The following is a 16,477-nucleotide window of genomic DNA, read 5'->3' as shown; positions in this document are numbered from 1 at the left end:
CCTCCGGAAAGTGCGATTCTGTAAGGAGTAAAATGAAGTACGCTGATGACGTTAGCCGAGGTACCTGTAAGGAGTCAAATGCAATTCGCGCATGACACGGAGCCGTCGCTGGTGATGGCGGCCGACCTCGCCAACTCGGCCTACGAGGGAGACGAGCGGCTGGCCACGGTCACGGCACTGCGCGAGTACCTGCGCGAGCACGAGTTCACGGGCTGGAGCAGCGCCGACTCGGGCGATCTCGCCCCGATCCATGCACTGCGCGAGGACCTGGTCCGGGTGTGGGCCGCCCACGATCCGGCCGAGGTCGCGGGCATCGTCAACGATCTGCTCGCACAGTCGCCGCAGCAGCCGCGCCTCACCCGGCACGGCAGTTGGGACTGGCACCTGCACTTCACCCCCGACGACGCCCCCATCCCCGTGCGGATGCGCGCCGAATTCGCGATGGCGCTGGTCGACCTGGTGCGCAGCGGCAACGTCGACCGGCTCAAGACCTGCGCCGCCGACGACTGTGACCGGGTCCTGGTGGACCTGTCCCGTAACCGGTCGCGCCGATTCTGCAGCGAGGGGAACTGCGGCAATCGCACCCACGTGGCCGCCTACCGGGAACGCCAGGCATCCGGTTCGGGCGGGCGGCGCGACGAGCCGTAGCCGGAGGTCTACCGTAGGGGGTGCAAAGGCCGGGGAACCCGGCATCTCACCCCAGCGCAGGAGCGAGAAGTAATGAGCGACGGAGCGTACCGCCACAAGGTGGTCGTGATCGGTTCCGGTTTCGGCGGCCTGTTCGGCACCAAGGCCCTCAAGCGTGCCGACGTGGATGTCACGGTGATCGCGAAGACCCAGCACCACCTGTTCCAGCCGCTGCTCTACCAAGTGGCGACGGGCATCCTCTCGGAGGGCGAGATCGCGCCCGCGACCCGCGTGGTGCTGCGCAAGCAGAAGAACGCCGAGATCCTGCTCGGCGAGGTCACCGATATCGACCTCGAGAACCGCACCGTGACCAGCCACCTGCTGGAGCGGGTCACCGTGACCCCCTTCGACAGCCTCATCGTGGCCGCCGGTGCGAACCAGTCCTACTTCGGCAACGACCGCTTCGCCGAGTTCGCGCCCGGCATGAAGACGATCGACGACGCGCTGGAGCTGCGCGGCCGCATCCTCGGCGCCTTCGAGCAGGCCGAGCTCTCGCAGGATCACGAGGAGCGCGAGCGCCTGCTCACCTTCGTCGTGATCGGCGCCGGCCCCACCGGCGTGGAGTTGGCCGGACAGATCTCCGAGATGTCGGACAACACCCTCAAGGGCGCGTTCCGCAACATCGATCCGACCGAGGCCCGGGTCATCCTGCTCGACGCCGCGCCCGCGGTGCTGCCGCCGATGGGCGAGAAGCTGGGTAACGCCGCGGCGAACCGGCTCAAGAAGATGGGTGTGGAGATCCAGCTCAACGCGATGGTGGTCGACGTCGATGCCGACGGCCTCGTGGTCAAGGAGAAGGACGGCACCGAGCGGCGCATCGAGGCGCAGTGCAAGGTGTGGTCCGCCGGTGTCGCGGCGAGCTCGCTCGGCAAGATCATCGCCGACCAGTCCGGCGCCGAGGTCGATCGCGCCGGCCGCGTCAAGGTGCTGCCGGACCTCACGGTCCCCGGCAATCCGAACGTCTTCGTCGTCGGCGACATGATGGCGGTCGACGGTGTGCCGGGCATGGCCCAGGGCGCCATCCAGGGTTCGACCTACGCCGCGAAGGCGATCAAGGCGGGCCTGGCCGGTCAGAGCCCCGCGGACCGCAAGCCCTTCAAGTACTTCGACAAGGGCTCGATGGCCACGGTCTCCCGCGCCAGCGCGGTGGCCAAGGTGGGCAAGCTCGAGTTCAGCGGCTTCTTCGCCTGGCTCGGCTGGCTCGCGCTGCACCTGTGGTACATCGTGGGCTACCAGAACCGCGTGATCACGTTGACCTCGTGGGGCGTCACCTTCCTGACCAACAAGCGTGGCCAGATGACGATCACCGAGCAGCAGGTCTACGCCCGCACCGCGCTCGACGCACTGCAGAACAGCGGGGCCAAGGTGATCCCGCCGGTGCACACCAGCTCGCCGGCCGCCCTGTCGGCACCGCACGCGGCCACGACCGCCGCGCAGCCGACCGCCGCGAAGGCCGAGCCGGAATCCGCCGAGAAGGCCGGCTGACCCACCACCGAGCCCACCACGACGCGCCCGTCCTCGACGGGCGCGTCGTCGTTTCCGGGATCAGGCCTCGATGTTCTGCAGCCGCACCTGGCCGCGGGCGTTGAGCTTGCCGTCCTCGCCGACGATCTCCACCAGCCACAGCTGCTGCCGGCGACCGCGGTGGATCGGCGTGCTGGTGATCGACAGGGTGCCGCTGGCGACGGCGCGCAGGAAGTCGGTGTTGTTGTTCACGCCGACCACGTGGCCGGTGCCGCCCAGCCAGACCACACCGGACACACTGGCCACGGACTCCACGATGGAGCAGTAGACACCGCCGTGGGTGATACCGAAGGGCTGGTGCAGCTCGGGACGCAGCGTCAGCGTGGCGGTCGCGCCGTCCGGGGTGAGCGCGGTGTACTCGAGCCCGAGGATCGAGTCGAAACCGGCCGTCCCGCGCTCCAGGATGGAGTCGATGACCTGCTGCTGTCCTGCGGTGGGTTGCGTCATGCACACACCCTAATCCTCGCTCCGCACAGCCGGTTTCCGGGTGCACATCGGGGTAGACCCCGATGCGGGGACCGCCGCGGACGGGCACTGTGGAGGCATGACGCAGAACCTGAACTTCGACCCCACCCCCTACACGGCCCCGCAGCCGCCCAAGCGCTTCGCGCGGGACGTGCAGAACAATTGGATCGGCGGCGTCTGCTCCGGCATCGCGCGCTACTTCGGCGTCCAGCCGGCATTAGTGCGCGTGCTGTTCGTGCTGTCCTGCCTGCTGCCCGGCCCGCAGTTCCTGGTGTACCTGGTGCTGTGGCTCGTGATGCCGAAGGGCTGACGTCGGATCGGGTGATGGGGCCCGGAAAAGAGTGATCGGCGGGCCCCACGCTCAGCCTTCGTGGGACCCGCCGTGGCACAGACCGGGCGGTAACAACTGCAGCCCTCAGTTCGCATCGCGGTCTGATGTGGATCACTCGTCGCTCTCGGCGACGTTCACTACTCTAGGGCAGCCTCCCCTAACTAAGCAAGCCCTAATCGATGTGGCGTGGATTACGACACGCCGTCGTAGCGATCCAGGCCATGGCGAGTAGAATCTGAGCAATGGCGGCATTGGGAGATCTTGAGCGCGCGGTCATGGATCACCTCTGGGCATCCACCGAACCGCAGACCGTGCGACAGGTGCACGAATCGCTCGCGGCCGACCGCGAACTCGCGTACACCACCGTGATGACGGTGCTGCAGCGCCTCGCGAAGAAGAAGCTCGTGAGCCAGATCCGCACCGATCGCGCACATCGCTACACGGCCACCTTCGGCCGCGAGCAACTCGTGGCCGACCTCATGTTCGACGCATTGGCCCAGGCCGACAGCTCGCGTGAGGCCGCGCTCGTGCACTTCGTGGAGCGGGTCGGGGCCGACGAGGCGGAGGCGCTGCGCCGCGCCCTGGCCAAGCTCGAGGCCGATCAGGCGACCGACGGTCGCACCCACTCCTGACGAGCCGATAGGCTCGGAGCATGGCAGCGGTCATCTTCGGCTTGCTGGCCCTGCTCCTGGCGGGGCCGGTGCCGCTGTGGCTCTCCAAGGCCTCGTGGCCGGTGCGCGCGCCGCGGGCGGCGCTCGTCCTGTGGCAGGCCATCGCCCTCGCCGCCGTCCTCTCCGCGTTCAGCGCCGGACTGGTGATCGCGAGCTGGCTCCTGGTGCCCGGTCCCGACGGCCGCCCCACCACCAACCCCATCGACGAGATCCGCCAACTCGGCATCGTGCCGTGGACGGTGGCGGTGATCGCCTTCGCGTTCACCCTGGTGATCGGCGCGCGCCTCATCACGTCCACGGTCCGGCTGGCGGTGCGCACCCGGCGACGTCGGGCCCGGCACCGCAACGTGGTCGACATCCTCAGCCAGGCGGTCGACGGTGACCATCCGGTGTCCGCCGCCGACCTGCGCGTCCTCGGCGTCGACGAGCCCCTCGCCTACTGCCTGCCCGGACTGCGGCACCGGGTGGTGGTGAGCGAGGGAACGCTCAACCAGCTCAGCCACGACGAGCTCACTGCGGTGCTCGCGCACGAACGCGCGCACCTGCGCTCGCGGCACGATCTGGTGCTGGAGGCCTTCACCGCGGTGCACCACGCCTTCCCGCGCGGCGTGCGCTCCTCCGCCGCCCTCGATTCGGTGGAACTGCTGGTGGAGCTCCTCGCCGACGACAAGGCCGTCGCCGCGGCCGGGCCGCTCCCCCTCGCGAACGCACTGGTGACCTGCGCCAAGAGTCCGGCTCCGCGCGGCGCGCTGGCGGTGGGCTCGACCGGCACGGTGGTGCGGGTCGAGCGGCTGTCCGAACCTGCGGCCGGACCGCTGTTCAACGTGGGGGTCTACATCGTCGCCGGGCTGATCCTGGTGGTTCCCACCGTGGCCGTCGCGGTGCCCTGGCTCACCGAGCTGTACCGCCTGTTCACGCACTGACCCGGCTTCCGCCGTATCGACGGAGGCGGGCTGTACCCTGATCTCACACTTTCCGGGGGGACGAGGGAGATCAGACGTGACCGATCCGTATTACAACCAGCAGCAGGGGCACCAGCAGGGATACGGGCAGCCCGTTCCGTACGGGCAGCAGGCCTACGGTCAGCAGCCGTACGGACAGCCGCAGTTCGGCTACGTCCCGCAGGGGCAGCCGGGGATGTACCCGCCGGTGCCGCAGCCCGGGTATCCCGGCCAGTACCAGGCCTTCGGGCCGGGTGGCTACGGCGTGGATCCCGCCACGGGCCAGCCGCTCTCGGACAAGTCGAAGGTCGCGGCGGGTCTGCTGCAGCTGTTCCTGGGTGGTTTCGGCGCGGGCAACTGGTACCTGGGGCGCAATCGTGAGGCCACGATCCAGGTGTGCATCCTGGGCGCCGGCTTCCTGTCCCTGGTCCTCGGTGTCATTCCGCTGATCGGCCTGCTGTTCATGATGCTCGGCAGCCTGGCGCTGGTGGGTCTGCGCATCTGGACCCTGGTCGAGTCGATCATGATGTTCACCGGGTCGATCCGCGACGGCCAGGGCCGCGTCCTGCGCTGATCGCCGGGTACGGCGGGGCACCTAGACTGTCGGCGTGCAGTTCCTCTCCGATAGCCGCCCGCCGTACGACCTCACCTACGACGACGTCTTCCTCGTCCCGAACCGGTCGGACGTGACCTCCCGGTTCGACGTGGACCTGTCGTCGGTCGACGGGACGGGTACCACCATCCCGATCGTCGTCGCCAACATGACGGCGGTGGCCGGCCGCCGCATGGCGGAGACGGTGGCGCGGCGCGGCGGCATCGTCGTACTGCCGCAGGACCTTCCGTTGCAGGCCGCGGCGGAGACCATCGCCTACGTCAAGAGCCGCGATCTGGTGGCCGATACCCCGGTCACGCTCGGGCCGGACGATTCGGTGAGCGATGCGGTCGCGCTGCTCCCGAAGCGGGCGCACGGCGCCGTCGTGGTGCTCGACGATGCGGAGCGCCCCCTCGGTCTGGTCACCGGTGCGGCCTGCGAGGGCGTCGACCGGTTCGCGCGCCTGCGCGACGTGATGACCGATGCCTTCGTCACCGCTCCGGCGGGCACCGATCCGCGTGAGGTCTTCGCGCTGCTCGAGGGCGCGCACACCGACCTCGCCGTCCTGGTCGAGCCCGACGGCCGGCTGCACGGCGTGCTCACCCGCACGGGCACCGTGCGCGCCGGGATCTACACGCCCGCCGTCGATGCGAACGGCGGCCTGCGGATCGCCGCCGCCGTCGGCATCAACGGCGATGTGGCCGCCAAGGCCCGGGCCCTCGCCGAGGCCGGCGCGGACGTGCTCGTGGTCGACACCGCGCACGGTCATCAGGCGAAGATGTTCGACGCGCTGGAGGCGGTCGCCGCGGCCGATCTCGGCCTGCCGCTCGCGGCGGGCAACGTGGTCTCCGCCGCGGGAGCCCGCGACCTGGTCAACGCCGGCGCCACCATCGTCAAGGTGGGTGTGGGACCGGGCGCGATGTGCACCACGCGGATGATGACCGGCGTGGGCCGCCCGCAGTTCAGCGCGGTCGAGGACTGCGCCGCCGCCGCACGCGAACTGGGCGCGCACGTCTGGGCCGACGGTGGCGTGCGGCACCCCCGCGATGTGGCGCTCGCCCTGGCCGCGGGCGCCTCCAACGTGATGGTCGGTTCCTGGTTCGCGGGCACCTACGAGTCGCCCGGCGACATGAAGTTCGCGACCGACGGCTCCGCCTACAAGGAGAGCTTCGGGATGGCCTCCAAGCGCGCGGTGGCCGCCCGCACCGCGGGTGAGGGCGCCTTCGACCGGGCCCGCAAATCCCTGTTCGAGGAGGGCATTTCGAGTTCGCGCATCCGGGTCGATCCGGAGGCGCCCAGCGTCGAGGATCTCCTCGATCGGATCACGTCCGGGGTGCGCAGTTCGTGCACCTACGCCGGCGCCCGCACCCTGCCCGAGCTGCACGAGCGGGCCACGCTCGGGGTGCAGAGCGCGGCGGGCTTCGCGGAGGGCCGCCCGCTCCCCGGCGGTTGGTGACGCGGACGGTTCGATCGTCTCGGTAGACTGCCGGAAGCTGATTCCTCGATGGATGGAAGGGACATGAAAGCCCGAAGACCCGGCAGGCGCCGCCGACGAGCCGCCACGCCGATGCCCGTGGGGCCCGGCTCCCCGCCGATGCGCTCGGTGAGGCGGCGATGTCTAGCACCCTGATCACGATCGTTGCGGTCATCGGCTTCCTCGCGCTCACGCTGGGTACCGCGCTGTTCGTGGCGGCGGAGTTCTCCCTCACCGCGCTCGAGAAGTCCACCATCGATGCGGATGTCCGCGACCGCGGCGACCGCCGTTCCAAACAGGTCCAGAGCGCGCACCGCACCCTGTCCTTCCAGCTCTCCGGCGCGCAGCTCGGTATCACCATCACCACGCTGGTCACGGGTTATCTGGCCGAGCCGGTGCTCTCGAAGTTCCTGCGCCCCGCGCTGGAGTGGACCGGGATGCCGCAGGTCTGGTCGTCGGCGCTCACGCTGATCCTGGCGCTGGTGATCGCCACCTCACTGTCGATGGTGCTGGGCGAGCTGGCTCCGAAGAACCTGGCCATCGCGCGCCCCCTGGCCACTGCCCGGCTCACCGCGGGCGCGCAGGCCGCCTTCTCCACCGTCTTCCGGTGGGCCATCACCTTCCTCAACTCGACCGCGAACAAGATGGTGCGCCGGCTCGGCATCGAGCCCGCCGAGGAGCTCAGTTCCGCGCGGTCGGCACAGGAGCTCAGTGCGCTGGTGCGCAATTCCGCGGCGCAGGGCGCGATCGACGAGACGACGGCCGAGTTGGTGGGCCGCTCCCTGGAATTCGGCGAGCTGACCGCCGAGGAACTGATGACGCCGCGCCAGCGGGTGCACTCGGTGGAGTTCGACGACACCGTCGCCGATCTGATGGCACTGTCCATCGAGTCCGGGCACTCCCGGTTCCCGGTGATCCGCGGCGATCTCGACGACACCGTCGGTTTCGTGCACGTCAAGCAGGCGCTCACGGTGCCCGCGGAGCGTCGGGCCCGCACCACGGTGGGGTCGATCGCGACCGCTCCCCCGGTGGTGCCCGCCGCCCTCGACGGTGATGCGCTGATGGATCAGCTGCGCGCCAACGGCTTGCAGATGGCGCTGGTGGTCGACGAGTACGGCGGCTCCGCCGGCGTGGTCACGGTCGAGGACCTGATCGAGGAGATCGTCGGCGATGTGCGCGACGAGCACGACGACAACGAGCCGGTGGACGTGCAGCGCACCGACACCGGGTACCTGTGCGCCGGGCTGCTCCGCATCGACGAGTTGGAGCGCGACACCGGATACCGGGCGCCGGAGGGCGACTACGACACCCTCGGCGGCCTGGTCATGTACCTGCTCGGGCGGATCCCCGAGGTGGGCGATCAGACCGCCCTGCCCACGCACCCCATGGACGACGACGATTACACCCCGGACCGCACCTGGACCGCGCGGGTGGCCCGGATGGACGGCCGCCGGGTGGACCTGGTCGAGCTGGTGGAGGTGACCGATGAATGACCTCCTGGCCGTGGGACTCACGGTGTTGCTGCTGGCCGCGAACGCCTTCTTCGTGGCCGCCGAGTTCGCCCTCATCGCTGCCCGCCGCGACCGGCTGGAGGCCCTCGTCGAACAGGGCCGCAGCAGCGCCCGCGCGGTGATCAAGGCGTCCGAGAACCTGTCCCTCATGCTGGCCGCGTGCCAGCTCGGCATCACGATCTGCTCGATCCTGCTGGGCAAGGTGGGCGAGCCCGCCATCGCGCACCTGTTGGAGAAGCCGATGGAGTGGGCGAACGTGCCGGAGGCACTGCTGCATCCGATCTCCTTCACCATCTCGCTCAGCCTCGTGGTGGTGCTACACATCCTGCTCGGCGAGATGGTCCCGAAGAACATCGCGTTGGCCGGGCCCGAATCCGCGGCGATGCTGCTGGTGCCGCCGCTGGTGGCCTTCTCCCGGGTGATGAAGCCGGTGATCGCGCTCTACAACTGGCTCGCGACGCTGGTGCTGCGTGCCCTGGGCGTGGAGCCGCGCGACGAGCTGGAGAGCACCATCTCCGCCGGTGAGCTCAGCGAGCTGATCGCGGAATCGCACGACGAGGGCCTGATCGACGCGGAGGAGCAGGTGCGCCTGACCCGGGCGTTGCAGACCTCGCGCCGCACCGTGGCCGATGTGGCGATCCCGCTCGCGGAGATCCGCGGGCTGCAGGCGGTCGCCGGGCCCGACGGGACCTACGGGCCCACGCTGGGCGATATCGAGACCGCCGTGGCCGAGACCGGCTTCTCCCGCTACCCGGTGCGCAGCCGCGGCGGAGCCTTCACCGGGTACCTGCATGTCAAGGACGTGCTGCCGGACATCATGGACGCGGCCGTGGGCCCCGACACGGTGATCGGGGCGGGGCGCATCCGCCCGCTGCCGGTGGTCGACGGTGCGCTCTCCCTGGACCAGGCCACCTCGCACCTGCGGCGGCTCGGCGGGCACCTGGTGGCGGTCGCCGACGATCACGGTCGCACCATCGGCATCGTCGCTCTGGAGGACGTGGTCGAGGAGTTCGTGGGCACCGTGCGCGATGGGACGCATCGGGTGTGACTCGCCCCGTCCTCGCTCCCGTCGTGCTCAGCGACGCGCAGTGGCGCCCGCTCGCGGACGCCCACCGCGCACGGCTGACCCCGTTCGTGGATGCGCACCGGCGGCGCGCCGCCCGCGGTGAGAAGCACCCCGTCTGGGACTTCCTGTTCACCTACTACGGGCACCGTCCGGCGCACCTGCTGCGCTGGCATCCGGGGATCGGCGTGGAGCTCGACGGTCCGCGGGCGGCCGAGGAGTTCGCCGGACTCCGGGGCTACACCGTCTCCGGGAACCGGGTGGCGCAGGATCCGGCTGTGCTCGCCAAGCGCGCCGATACCGCGGCGTACGTGGCACGCCTGCTCGAGGCCACCGCCGCGCGGCGCCCCGTCCTCGGCTGCTTCGGGCTGCACGAGTGGGCGATGGTCTACCGCGAGGCGGACCAGGCCCGGCACCCCGTGCCGCTGCGACTGGGGCCGGAGGGCACCGACGAGGTGGTCCGGGCCGGGCAGCTGACCTGCACCCACTACGACGCGTTCCGGTTCTTCACGCCGGAGGCCGCGCCCCGGAACGCGACCGAACTCACCCGCGAGAAGCAGGTCGGCTCCGAACAACCCGGCTGCCTGCACGCGGGCATGGATCTCTACAAGTGGGCGTTCAAACTGGCGCCCGGTGTGCCGTCCGATCTGGTGGCGGACGCCTTCGACCTGGCCCGGGACGCCCGGGAGCTGGACATGCGGGCGAGCCCGTACGACCTGGCCGCGCACGGCTTCGAGCCCATCGCGATCGAGACGCCCGAGGGCCGCCGCGAGTACGTGCGCCGGCAGGCCGAGTTGGCGCAGCGTGCGACCCCGATCCGTGATCGCCTCCTCGCCGTGGTGCGGGGCTGGCCCCGCGATGACCCGGCGACGACTCCCGAGTGATGTCATACTCGCGCTGACCGTGAGCGTTGCTCACGGTCGTCGCCCGCTCATGAACTTTCAGGGAGAAGAGTCATGACAGATCGCCACGAATCCTCCGTCCTGCTCAGTCGACGACAGTTGCTCATCGGGAGCGCGGTCGCCGCCGGGCTCGCCTCCGCCGGCGCCGCCCTCGCCCCGGCGGCGAACGCCGCGACCTACGTGCGGCCCATCCGCGATGCGAGCGCGCATCCGATCACGGCCCAGTGGCGGCAGCCCGGATCCTGGGAGGCCGGCTACCACACGGGTGTCGACATCGGCTGCCCCATCGGCACTCCGGTGTACGCCACCATCGGCGGCGATGTCCGCACGGGCCGGGCGAACTGGGGTGCCGCGTACGGCACGATGATCCTGATCAACGACAACGCCGACGGCTCGGACTGGGGCTACTGCCACCTGTCCCGGCGGGTCGTGAGCGACGGCCAGCGGGTCGCGACCAACCAGTTGATCGGCTACTCGGGCGATACGGGCAACACCCGGGGCCCGCACCTGCATCTGGAACGTCGCCCGCGCTACGGCGGCTACGGATCGGACCTGAATCCCAACCTCTGGCCGTGATCGCGGCGGTGGCCCTCCGTCGACCCGGATCGTCGGCGGAGCCCACCGCGCGCCCCGGTGGGGACCCCACCTAGACTCGCCCGCAGCGATGGTCCGCGCGCGTGAGCGCACGGCGCAAGAGGGAACCCGGTGCGATTCCGGGGCTGCCCCGCAACGGTGAGAGTCCCGTCGGCGACGACGACTCCAGCCCGATACCTGCCACCGCGACCGCCCGACCGGGTGGTCACTCACGACCCGAGGGGAGTCGCGGAGTGCGGGTGGTTCCGTCGCGCCGTATCGCAGTGCTGCTGGCGCTGTTGGTGATCGCGTTGCTCTGCGCGATGTGGCTGGGTGTGGTCCTGGGGACGGTGCGGATTCCCTGGCAGGACGCCACGCGCTACCTCTGGGCCTTCGTCTCGGGCGGCACCATCCCCGCCGATCAGGCGACCTCGTATCGGATCGTGGCCGATTCCCGGATCCCGCGGGTGCTGAGCGCGGCGATCGTGGGCGCGGGCCTGAGCGCGATCGGCGTTGCCGTGCAGGCGATGGTGCGCAATGCGCTCGCCGATCCGTACGTGCTCGGGATCTCGTCCGGCGCGTCGGTGGGCGCGACCTCGGTGGCCCTGTTCGGCGTGCTCGGCACGCTGGGCCTGTACGCGCTGCCGACCGCGGCCTTCCTGGGGGCGCTCGGCGCCACCGCACTGGTGTACGCCATCGCCTACCGCGACGGCGGGCTCTCCCCGCTGCGGCTGGTGCTCACGGGCACGGCGCTGGCCTACGGCTTCTCGGCGGTCACCACCGTGCTGGTCTTCCTCGCGCCCCGCGGCGATGCGGCACGCACCGTGATGTTCTGGCTGTTCGGCAGCCTGTCGTCGGCCACCTGGCGCACCACCGCGCTGGTGGCGGTCGCGGTGGCCGTGGGCCTGGTGATCCTGCGCGGCAACGCCCGCCGGCTGAACGCACTGGCGTTGGGCGACGAGGTGGCCATCTCCATGGGTGTCTCCGCCTCCGGCTTCCGGACCGCGCTGTTCGTGCTCACCGCGGCGATGACGGGGATCATCGTCTCCGTCTGCGGCGCCATCGGATTCGTCGGTCTGGTGGTGCCGCACGTGGCGCGCCTGCTGGTGGGCGCCGATCACCGCCGGGTGCTGCTCGTGGCGCCCGCACTGGGGGCGTTGTTCCTGGTGCTCGCCGATATCGCAGCGCGTACGGTGGTGCCGCCGCAGGAACTGCCGCTGGGTGCGATCACGGCGGCGGTGGGCGTGCCCCTGTTCATCGCGCTGATGCGGCGCCGCACGGTCGGGGGCGCGTAGTGCGGGTGGAGTATTCGGGGGTCGACGTGGCGATCGGCGGCGCGCGGATCGTGGCCGGGGTGAGCCTGGCCGCCGCGGCGGGCGAGTTCATCGGTGTCGTCGGGCCCAACGGCAGTGGTAAGTCGACGCTGCTGCGCTGCGTCTACCGGGTGCTGAAACCGCACGCGGGAACGGTGACGGTGGACGGGGCGGACGTGACCGCGGTGAGCCTGGCCGAGAACGCCCGGCAGGTGGCCGCGGTGATGCAGCACGCTCCCTTCGACATCGGCTTCACCGGCCGGGAGATCGTGGACACCGGGCGACTGCCGCACCGGCGCCGGGGCCTGTCCTCGGCCGTGCACGACGCCGCGGTCGACCGGGCGCTGGCGACGGCGGGCGCGGAACCCTTCGCGCACCGGCAGTTCGGCACGCTCTCCGGTGGGGAGGCGCAGCGGGTGTTGATCGCCCGCGCATTCGCGCAGGAGCCGAAGGTCCTGGTCCTCGACGAGCCCACCAATCACCTCGACGTGCGGCACCAGTTCGCGGTGCTCAGCGCCGCACGCGATCTCGGCGTCACTGTGATCGCCGTGCTGCACGATCTGAATCTGGCCGCCCAGTACTGCGATCGGCTCTACGTCCTCACCGATGGCGCGCTGGCGTGCTCCGGGACCCCCGCGGAGATCATCACGCCCGCCACCATCGAGCAACATTTCGGCATCGGGGCGCACGTGGTGTCCCACCCCCGCCTGCGGGTGCCGCAGGTGATCTTCGACGAGCTCTCCCCTCCCCCGACGAACAGGAACGATTCATGAACCGTCTGCCCCGGCGCCCCGCCGCCGCGATCCTCGCCGCGTCCACCCTGCTGGCCGGCTGCGGCGCGAAGGTCGAGGAGGCGGCGCCGTCGCCGAGCTCCGGGCGCGCCGCGACGGTCACCAACTGCGGTGCGCCGCTGACGGTGCCGGGCATCCCGAGCCGGGTGGTGGTCAACGACACGGGAAACGCCGAGATCCTGTTCGCGCTCGGCCTGACCGACCGACTGGCGGGGTACACCACCTACGACGGCAAGCACGTGGATTACCAGACCTCGCCGTGGAAGGCCGATTTCGATAGGGCGCCGAACCTCGGGACGGCCTTCACGCGGGAGGTGATCCAGGCCGCGAACCCCGATTTCGTGTTCGGCGGGTGGAGCTACGGATTCCAGGAGACCACCGGGGTGACGCCGGACTGGATCCGGCAGATCGGCGCGGTTCCGTACCAGCTCTCCGAGGCGTGCCGGCAGCCCGGGACCAAGCAGCGCGGCGTGATGCCGCCGCTGGACGCCCTGTACACGGACCTGGAGAACCTGAGCACCCTGTTCGGTGTGCCGGACCGCGGCCGGCAGCTGGTGGAGCAGTACCGGGCGCGGATCGACGCGGTGCGCGCCCAGGCGCCGAAGGACGATGCGCGCAAGGCGCGGGTGTTCCTGTTCGACAGCGCCTCGCCCGATCCGTTCACATCGGGCCGCACCGGCACCCCGCAGGCCATCATCGAGTCCGCGGGCGCCACGAATGTCTTCGCCGATATCAACGACTCGTGGACCACGAGCTCCTGGGAGGCTGCGGCGCAACGCGATCCGCAGGTGATCGTGATCGTGGACTACGGCGTGGGACCCGAGAACACGCCGGAGGCGAAGATCGCCCAGCTCCGCTCGCAGCCGCTGATGGCCAACACCACGGCGGTACGGGAGGGCAACATCCTCACCCTCCCGTACGCCGCGCTGGTCGAGGGGCCGCGTACGCCGGACAGCGTGGAGACCCTCGCGAAGTTCCTGCGGTCGAAGGGCTTCTGACGCCCGTCCGGCCGCACCCCGGCTACATCGCCGGCTTGGTGACCTCGACCTTCTTGCCGAAATCGGTGAGGTTCAGGTCGATGTCGCCGTCCTTGAGGTTCACCTGGAACTTGGTGACGTTCGGCTTGGGCTGCGGGTTCGCAGCCGCATCGTCGACGATCCACAGGGTGATCGGCAGCGTTGTGTTGCCGCCCTTGGCCGCGACCTCGGTGATCTGCGGCAGGATCGGGTCCAGGACCTTCGGATCGACGGTGCCGGTGACCTTGACGGCCTTGAGACCGTTGACCGTCTCCCGGGATTCGACCTTGGGGTTCTGGACCGATTCGACGACCTTGCCGAGACCCTTGTCGAGGTCGAGGATCACGGCGGGGTCGTAGACGCCCTTCTCGCCGGTCCTGCCCATGTCCTGGAACTTCGGGCCGCCCAGGTTGGCGTACAGGGTGCCGTCGATCACCACGAACTTGGTCTGCACGTAGTTCTCCTGGATGCGCACGTTGGCATCGCCCTGGGCCGCCACCTTCTTGGTGTCCTTGTCCGAGGTGATGTCGCCGTTGACGCTGGACACGGGCAGACCCTGGATGGCCTTGGCCACGGTGAGCACCAGATGTTCGGAGTAGGTCTCCCGGGTGGCCTTGGCGGCCTCGGTGACGATGTCCGCTTTGGGCAGTCCGTTCGCATCGAGCGGCTTGGACGAGCCCGCCGCGGCCGATGTCCCGGCCGTGGTGGTCCCCCCGGCCCCCGACTCGGTCTTCTTATCGGCGCAGCCGGTGATCGCGAGCGCACCGACCGCGAACAATGCGATCACCGCGCGAGACGCTTTCAGGCTCATGAGCCCCCCTTTGTGTGTGAAGTGCGGGTATCGGTGGTCGTTACCCCGGGATAGCGGGCATTCCGCGCAACCCGAGGTCGAGTATGCATCACTCGGCGCAGAATTCAGGCGGACATTCGATCTTCGAACTGGGATGAATCGGACATTTTCCCGGTAGGACTGGCCGTCCTTTGGCGATCCATTAGCGTGCGACGGAACAGTGTCAGGTAACGGCGGGAAAACCGTCTCGTCAGGAGGACGACCAGTGACTCAGAATCCCACCGTGCCGCCGCAGGAAGGCGCGCACGATCCGGGCCCGCGCGATCTCCACCGCGCCCGCCCGGAGCCACCCGGAGGTCCGGACGGTGCACGTCCGGATCCGGACTCGCGTCCCGGCCCCGGCCCCGGCGGACCCGGTCCGGGCGGTGGACCGCAGTTGTCCGATGTATGGGTTTACAAAGGCCGCGCCTACGACCTCTCGGAATGGATCAACAAACACCCGGGCGGAGAATTCTTCATCGGCCGCTCGAAGAACCGGGACATCACCTCGATCATCGGGTCGTATCACAAGGATCCCGAGAAGATCGAGCGGATGCTGGAACGATTCGCGCTCGACCGGGACGCACGAATTGAAGATGTGCATCCTAAGAACAATGCCCCCGCGTTCCTTTTCAAGGACGGATTCGACAGTTGGCGCGATACCCCGCGCTACCGGTTCGACGATCCGGACGATCTGCTGCATCAGGTGAAGAAGCGGCTGCGCGATCCCGCGCTCGCGGCGCGGATCACGCGGATGGACCGCTGGTTCGACGTGGCCGCCCTCGCGCTGGCCGTGGCCTATGTCGCGGTGATCGCCACTCGGCTGTCGGAACCGGCGTGGATGCCCTTGCCGCTGTTCGTGATCGCCATGGTCGTGCTCCGCAGCTCGCTGGCGGGCTTCGGACACTACGCGATCCACCGGGCGCAGAAGGGCAAGAACAAGGTCCTGGTGAACGCCTTCGACATCAACTACGTCGCGCTGTCCTTCGTCACCGCCGACGGTCACGCGCTGCTGCACCACCCGCACACGCAGAGCGAGGTGGACATCAAGAAGAACGTCTTCACCATGATGATGGACATCCCGCGGTGGTACCGGGTGCCGATCCACACCCTGCACAAGTTCGGCCACACCGCGACGGGCATGACCTCGCGATTGTTCGAGATCGTCAAGCTGACCCGGCAGGTGGGCGTCGCCGACATGTACGGCTCGTTGCGCGGCGCGCTCCCGCACTTCGTGGGCGCCTTCGGCATGCGCGTGCTGCTGATCGGCGAGTTCTTCCTGTTCCTGTTCCTCGGTGACATTTGGGCGTGGGTCGCGCAGTTCGTCGCCGTGCTGTGGGTGAGCACCTTCCTGGTGGTCGCCAGCCATGACTTCGAGACCGATGTCGACGAGCTGCCCGAACCCGATACCGAGGACTGGGCGGTCAACCAGCTGCACCAGGCCTACGACCTGAAGATCTCGGGCAACCGCTACGTGGACTGCTTCCTCTCGGCCGGACTGTCCAGCCACCGCGTGCATCACGTGCTGCCCTACCAGCGCAGCGGCTTCGCCAACATCGCCACCGAGCGGGTGATGGCCGAGGAGGCGGCGAAGTTCGGCGTCGAATGGCTGCCGGCGCGCAGCTTCTTCTTCGACCGGCTCCCCGACCAGGTGCGCACCTTCCTGTTCTCGAAGTCCCGGACCGCCCAGGCCGAGGGACACGGTTTCCTGCGCGAGCACTTCTCGCCGAAGGCCCTGCGCACCTCCGGTTCCTACGTCGTCGCGGGTTTCACCGGCATCGGCACCGTCTGATC

At 69.6% G+C, this 16,477-nt stretch carries 17 protein-coding genes and 1 riboswitch; of the genes, 15 read left to right on the top strand and 2 right to left on the bottom strand.

Annotated features, from left to right (window positions below; translation table 11 throughout):
* Nucleotides 1-78 precede the first annotated feature (78 nt).
* Both TTY48_RS16165 and TTY48_RS16160 read left to right on the top strand, forming a co-directional pair.
* On the top strand, nt 79-648 hold the full coding sequence (locus tag TTY48_RS16165) for a CGNR zinc finger domain-containing protein (RefSeq protein ID WP_220658688.1): 570 nt from the start codon (nt 79-81) through the stop codon (nt 646-648).
* A gap of 72 nt (nt 649-720) precedes the next feature.
* Nucleotides 721-2,172 (top strand): NAD(P)/FAD-dependent oxidoreductase, encoded by a 1,452-nt coding sequence (locus tag TTY48_RS16160; protein WP_220658687.1) that lies wholly within the window; start codon nt 721-723, stop codon nt 2,170-2,172.
* A 60-nt stretch (nt 2,173-2,232) separates the two neighbouring features.
* Here TTY48_RS16160 and TTY48_RS16155 read toward each other — a convergent pair whose 3' ends face one another.
* Entirely contained in the window at nt 2,233-2,658 is a 426-nt protein-coding gene (locus tag TTY48_RS16155) for a PaaI family thioesterase (RefSeq protein ID WP_220658686.1), read from the bottom strand.
* A 97-nt stretch (nt 2,659-2,755) separates the two neighbouring features.
* On the opposite strand from TTY48_RS16155, the gene TTY48_RS16150 reads away from it, so the two are divergent.
* The 12 genes from TTY48_RS16150 (at nt 2,756) to TTY48_RS16095 (ending at nt 13,836) form a co-directional block, all read left to right on the top strand.
* Nucleotides 2,756-2,986, top strand: coding sequence for a PspC domain-containing protein (locus TTY48_RS16150; protein ID WP_220658685.1), 231 nt, complete (start codon nt 2,756-2,758; stop codon nt 2,984-2,986).
* Between the two features lie 263 nt (nt 2,987-3,249).
* The gene (locus TTY48_RS16145; RefSeq protein WP_220658684.1) at nt 3,250-3,639 is read left to right on the top strand and encodes a BlaI/MecI/CopY family transcriptional regulator; all 390 of its coding nucleotides are present in this window, start codon (nt 3,250-3,252) and stop codon (nt 3,637-3,639) included.
* 20 nt (nt 3,640-3,659) lie between these two features.
* Nucleotides 3,660-4,601, top strand: coding sequence for a M56 family metallopeptidase (locus TTY48_RS16140; protein ID WP_220658683.1), 942 nt, complete (start codon nt 3,660-3,662; stop codon nt 4,599-4,601).
* Between the two features lie 76 nt (nt 4,602-4,677).
* Nucleotides 4,678-5,193, top strand: coding sequence for a TM2 domain-containing protein (locus TTY48_RS16135; RefSeq protein WP_220658682.1), 516 nt, complete (start codon nt 4,678-4,680; stop codon nt 5,191-5,193).
* Between the two features lie 34 nt (nt 5,194-5,227).
* Nucleotides 5,228-6,667, top strand: a complete 1,440-nt coding sequence (locus TTY48_RS16130; protein WP_220658681.1) for a GuaB1 family IMP dehydrogenase-related protein — start codon at nt 5,228-5,230, stop codon at nt 6,665-6,667.
* 158 nt (nt 6,668-6,825) lie between these two features.
* Nucleotides 6,826-8,178 (top strand): hemolysin family protein, encoded by a 1,353-nt coding sequence (locus TTY48_RS16125; protein WP_220658680.1) that lies wholly within the window; start codon nt 6,826-6,828, stop codon nt 8,176-8,178.
* Nucleotides 8,171-9,244, top strand: a complete 1,074-nt coding sequence (locus TTY48_RS16120) for a hemolysin family protein (protein ID WP_220658679.1) — start codon at nt 8,171-8,173, stop codon at nt 9,242-9,244. Before TTY48_RS16125 ends, TTY48_RS16120 begins: the two co-directional genes overlap by 8 nt.
* Nucleotides 9,241-10,143: a 3-methyladenine DNA glycosylase gene (locus tag TTY48_RS16115; protein ID WP_220658678.1), complete on the top strand. Its 903-nt coding sequence runs from the start codon at nt 9,241-9,243 to the stop codon at nt 10,141-10,143. Before TTY48_RS16120 ends, TTY48_RS16115 begins: the two co-directional genes overlap by 4 nt.
* Nucleotides 10,144-10,215: 72 nt before the next feature.
* Nucleotides 10,216-10,737, top strand: coding sequence for a M23 family metallopeptidase (locus tag TTY48_RS16110; protein ID WP_220658677.1), 522 nt, complete (start codon nt 10,216-10,218; stop codon nt 10,735-10,737).
* Nucleotides 10,738-10,826: 89 nt separating this feature from the next.
* Nucleotides 10,827-10,938, top strand: a riboswitch (cobalamin riboswitch).
* 119 nt (nt 10,939-11,057) lie between these two features.
* Nucleotides 11,058-12,029 carry an iron ABC transporter permease gene (locus TTY48_RS16105; protein WP_220659586.1) on the top strand — a complete coding sequence of 324 codons (972 nt, stop codon included), beginning with the start codon at nt 11,058-11,060 and terminating at the stop codon, nt 12,027-12,029.
* On the top strand, nt 12,029-12,820 hold the full coding sequence (locus TTY48_RS16100) for an ABC transporter ATP-binding protein (RefSeq protein WP_220658676.1): 792 nt from the start codon (nt 12,029-12,031) through the stop codon (nt 12,818-12,820). Before TTY48_RS16105 ends, TTY48_RS16100 begins: the two co-directional genes overlap by 1 nt.
* The gene (locus TTY48_RS16095; protein WP_220658675.1) at nt 12,817-13,836 is read left to right on the top strand and encodes an ABC transporter substrate-binding protein; all 1,020 of its coding nucleotides are present in this window, start codon (nt 12,817-12,819) and stop codon (nt 13,834-13,836) included. Before TTY48_RS16100 ends, TTY48_RS16095 begins: the two co-directional genes overlap by 4 nt.
* A gap of 22 nt (nt 13,837-13,858) precedes the next feature.
* On the opposite strand, the gene TTY48_RS16090 is transcribed toward TTY48_RS16095, so the two are convergent.
* On the bottom strand, nt 13,859-14,665 hold the full coding sequence (locus TTY48_RS16090; protein ID WP_220658674.1) for an LppX_LprAFG lipoprotein: 807 nt from the start codon (nt 14,663-14,665) through the stop codon (nt 13,859-13,861).
* A 244-nt stretch (nt 14,666-14,909) separates the two neighbouring features.
* Here TTY48_RS16090 and TTY48_RS16085 point away from each other — a divergent pair, with 244 nt between their 5' ends.
* Entirely contained in the window at nt 14,910-16,475 is a 1,566-nt protein-coding gene (locus tag TTY48_RS16085; RefSeq protein WP_220658673.1) for a fatty acid desaturase, read from the top strand.
* The last annotated feature ends 2 nt before the right edge of the window (nt 16,476-16,477 follow it).

The sequence above is a fragment of the Tsukamurella sp. TY48 genome, from assembly GCF_019656655.1.
Taxonomy (GTDB): domain Bacteria; phylum Actinomycetota; class Actinomycetes; order Mycobacteriales; family Mycobacteriaceae; genus Tsukamurella; species Tsukamurella strandjordii.
This window is presented reverse-complemented; position numbering and strand designations above follow the sequence as displayed.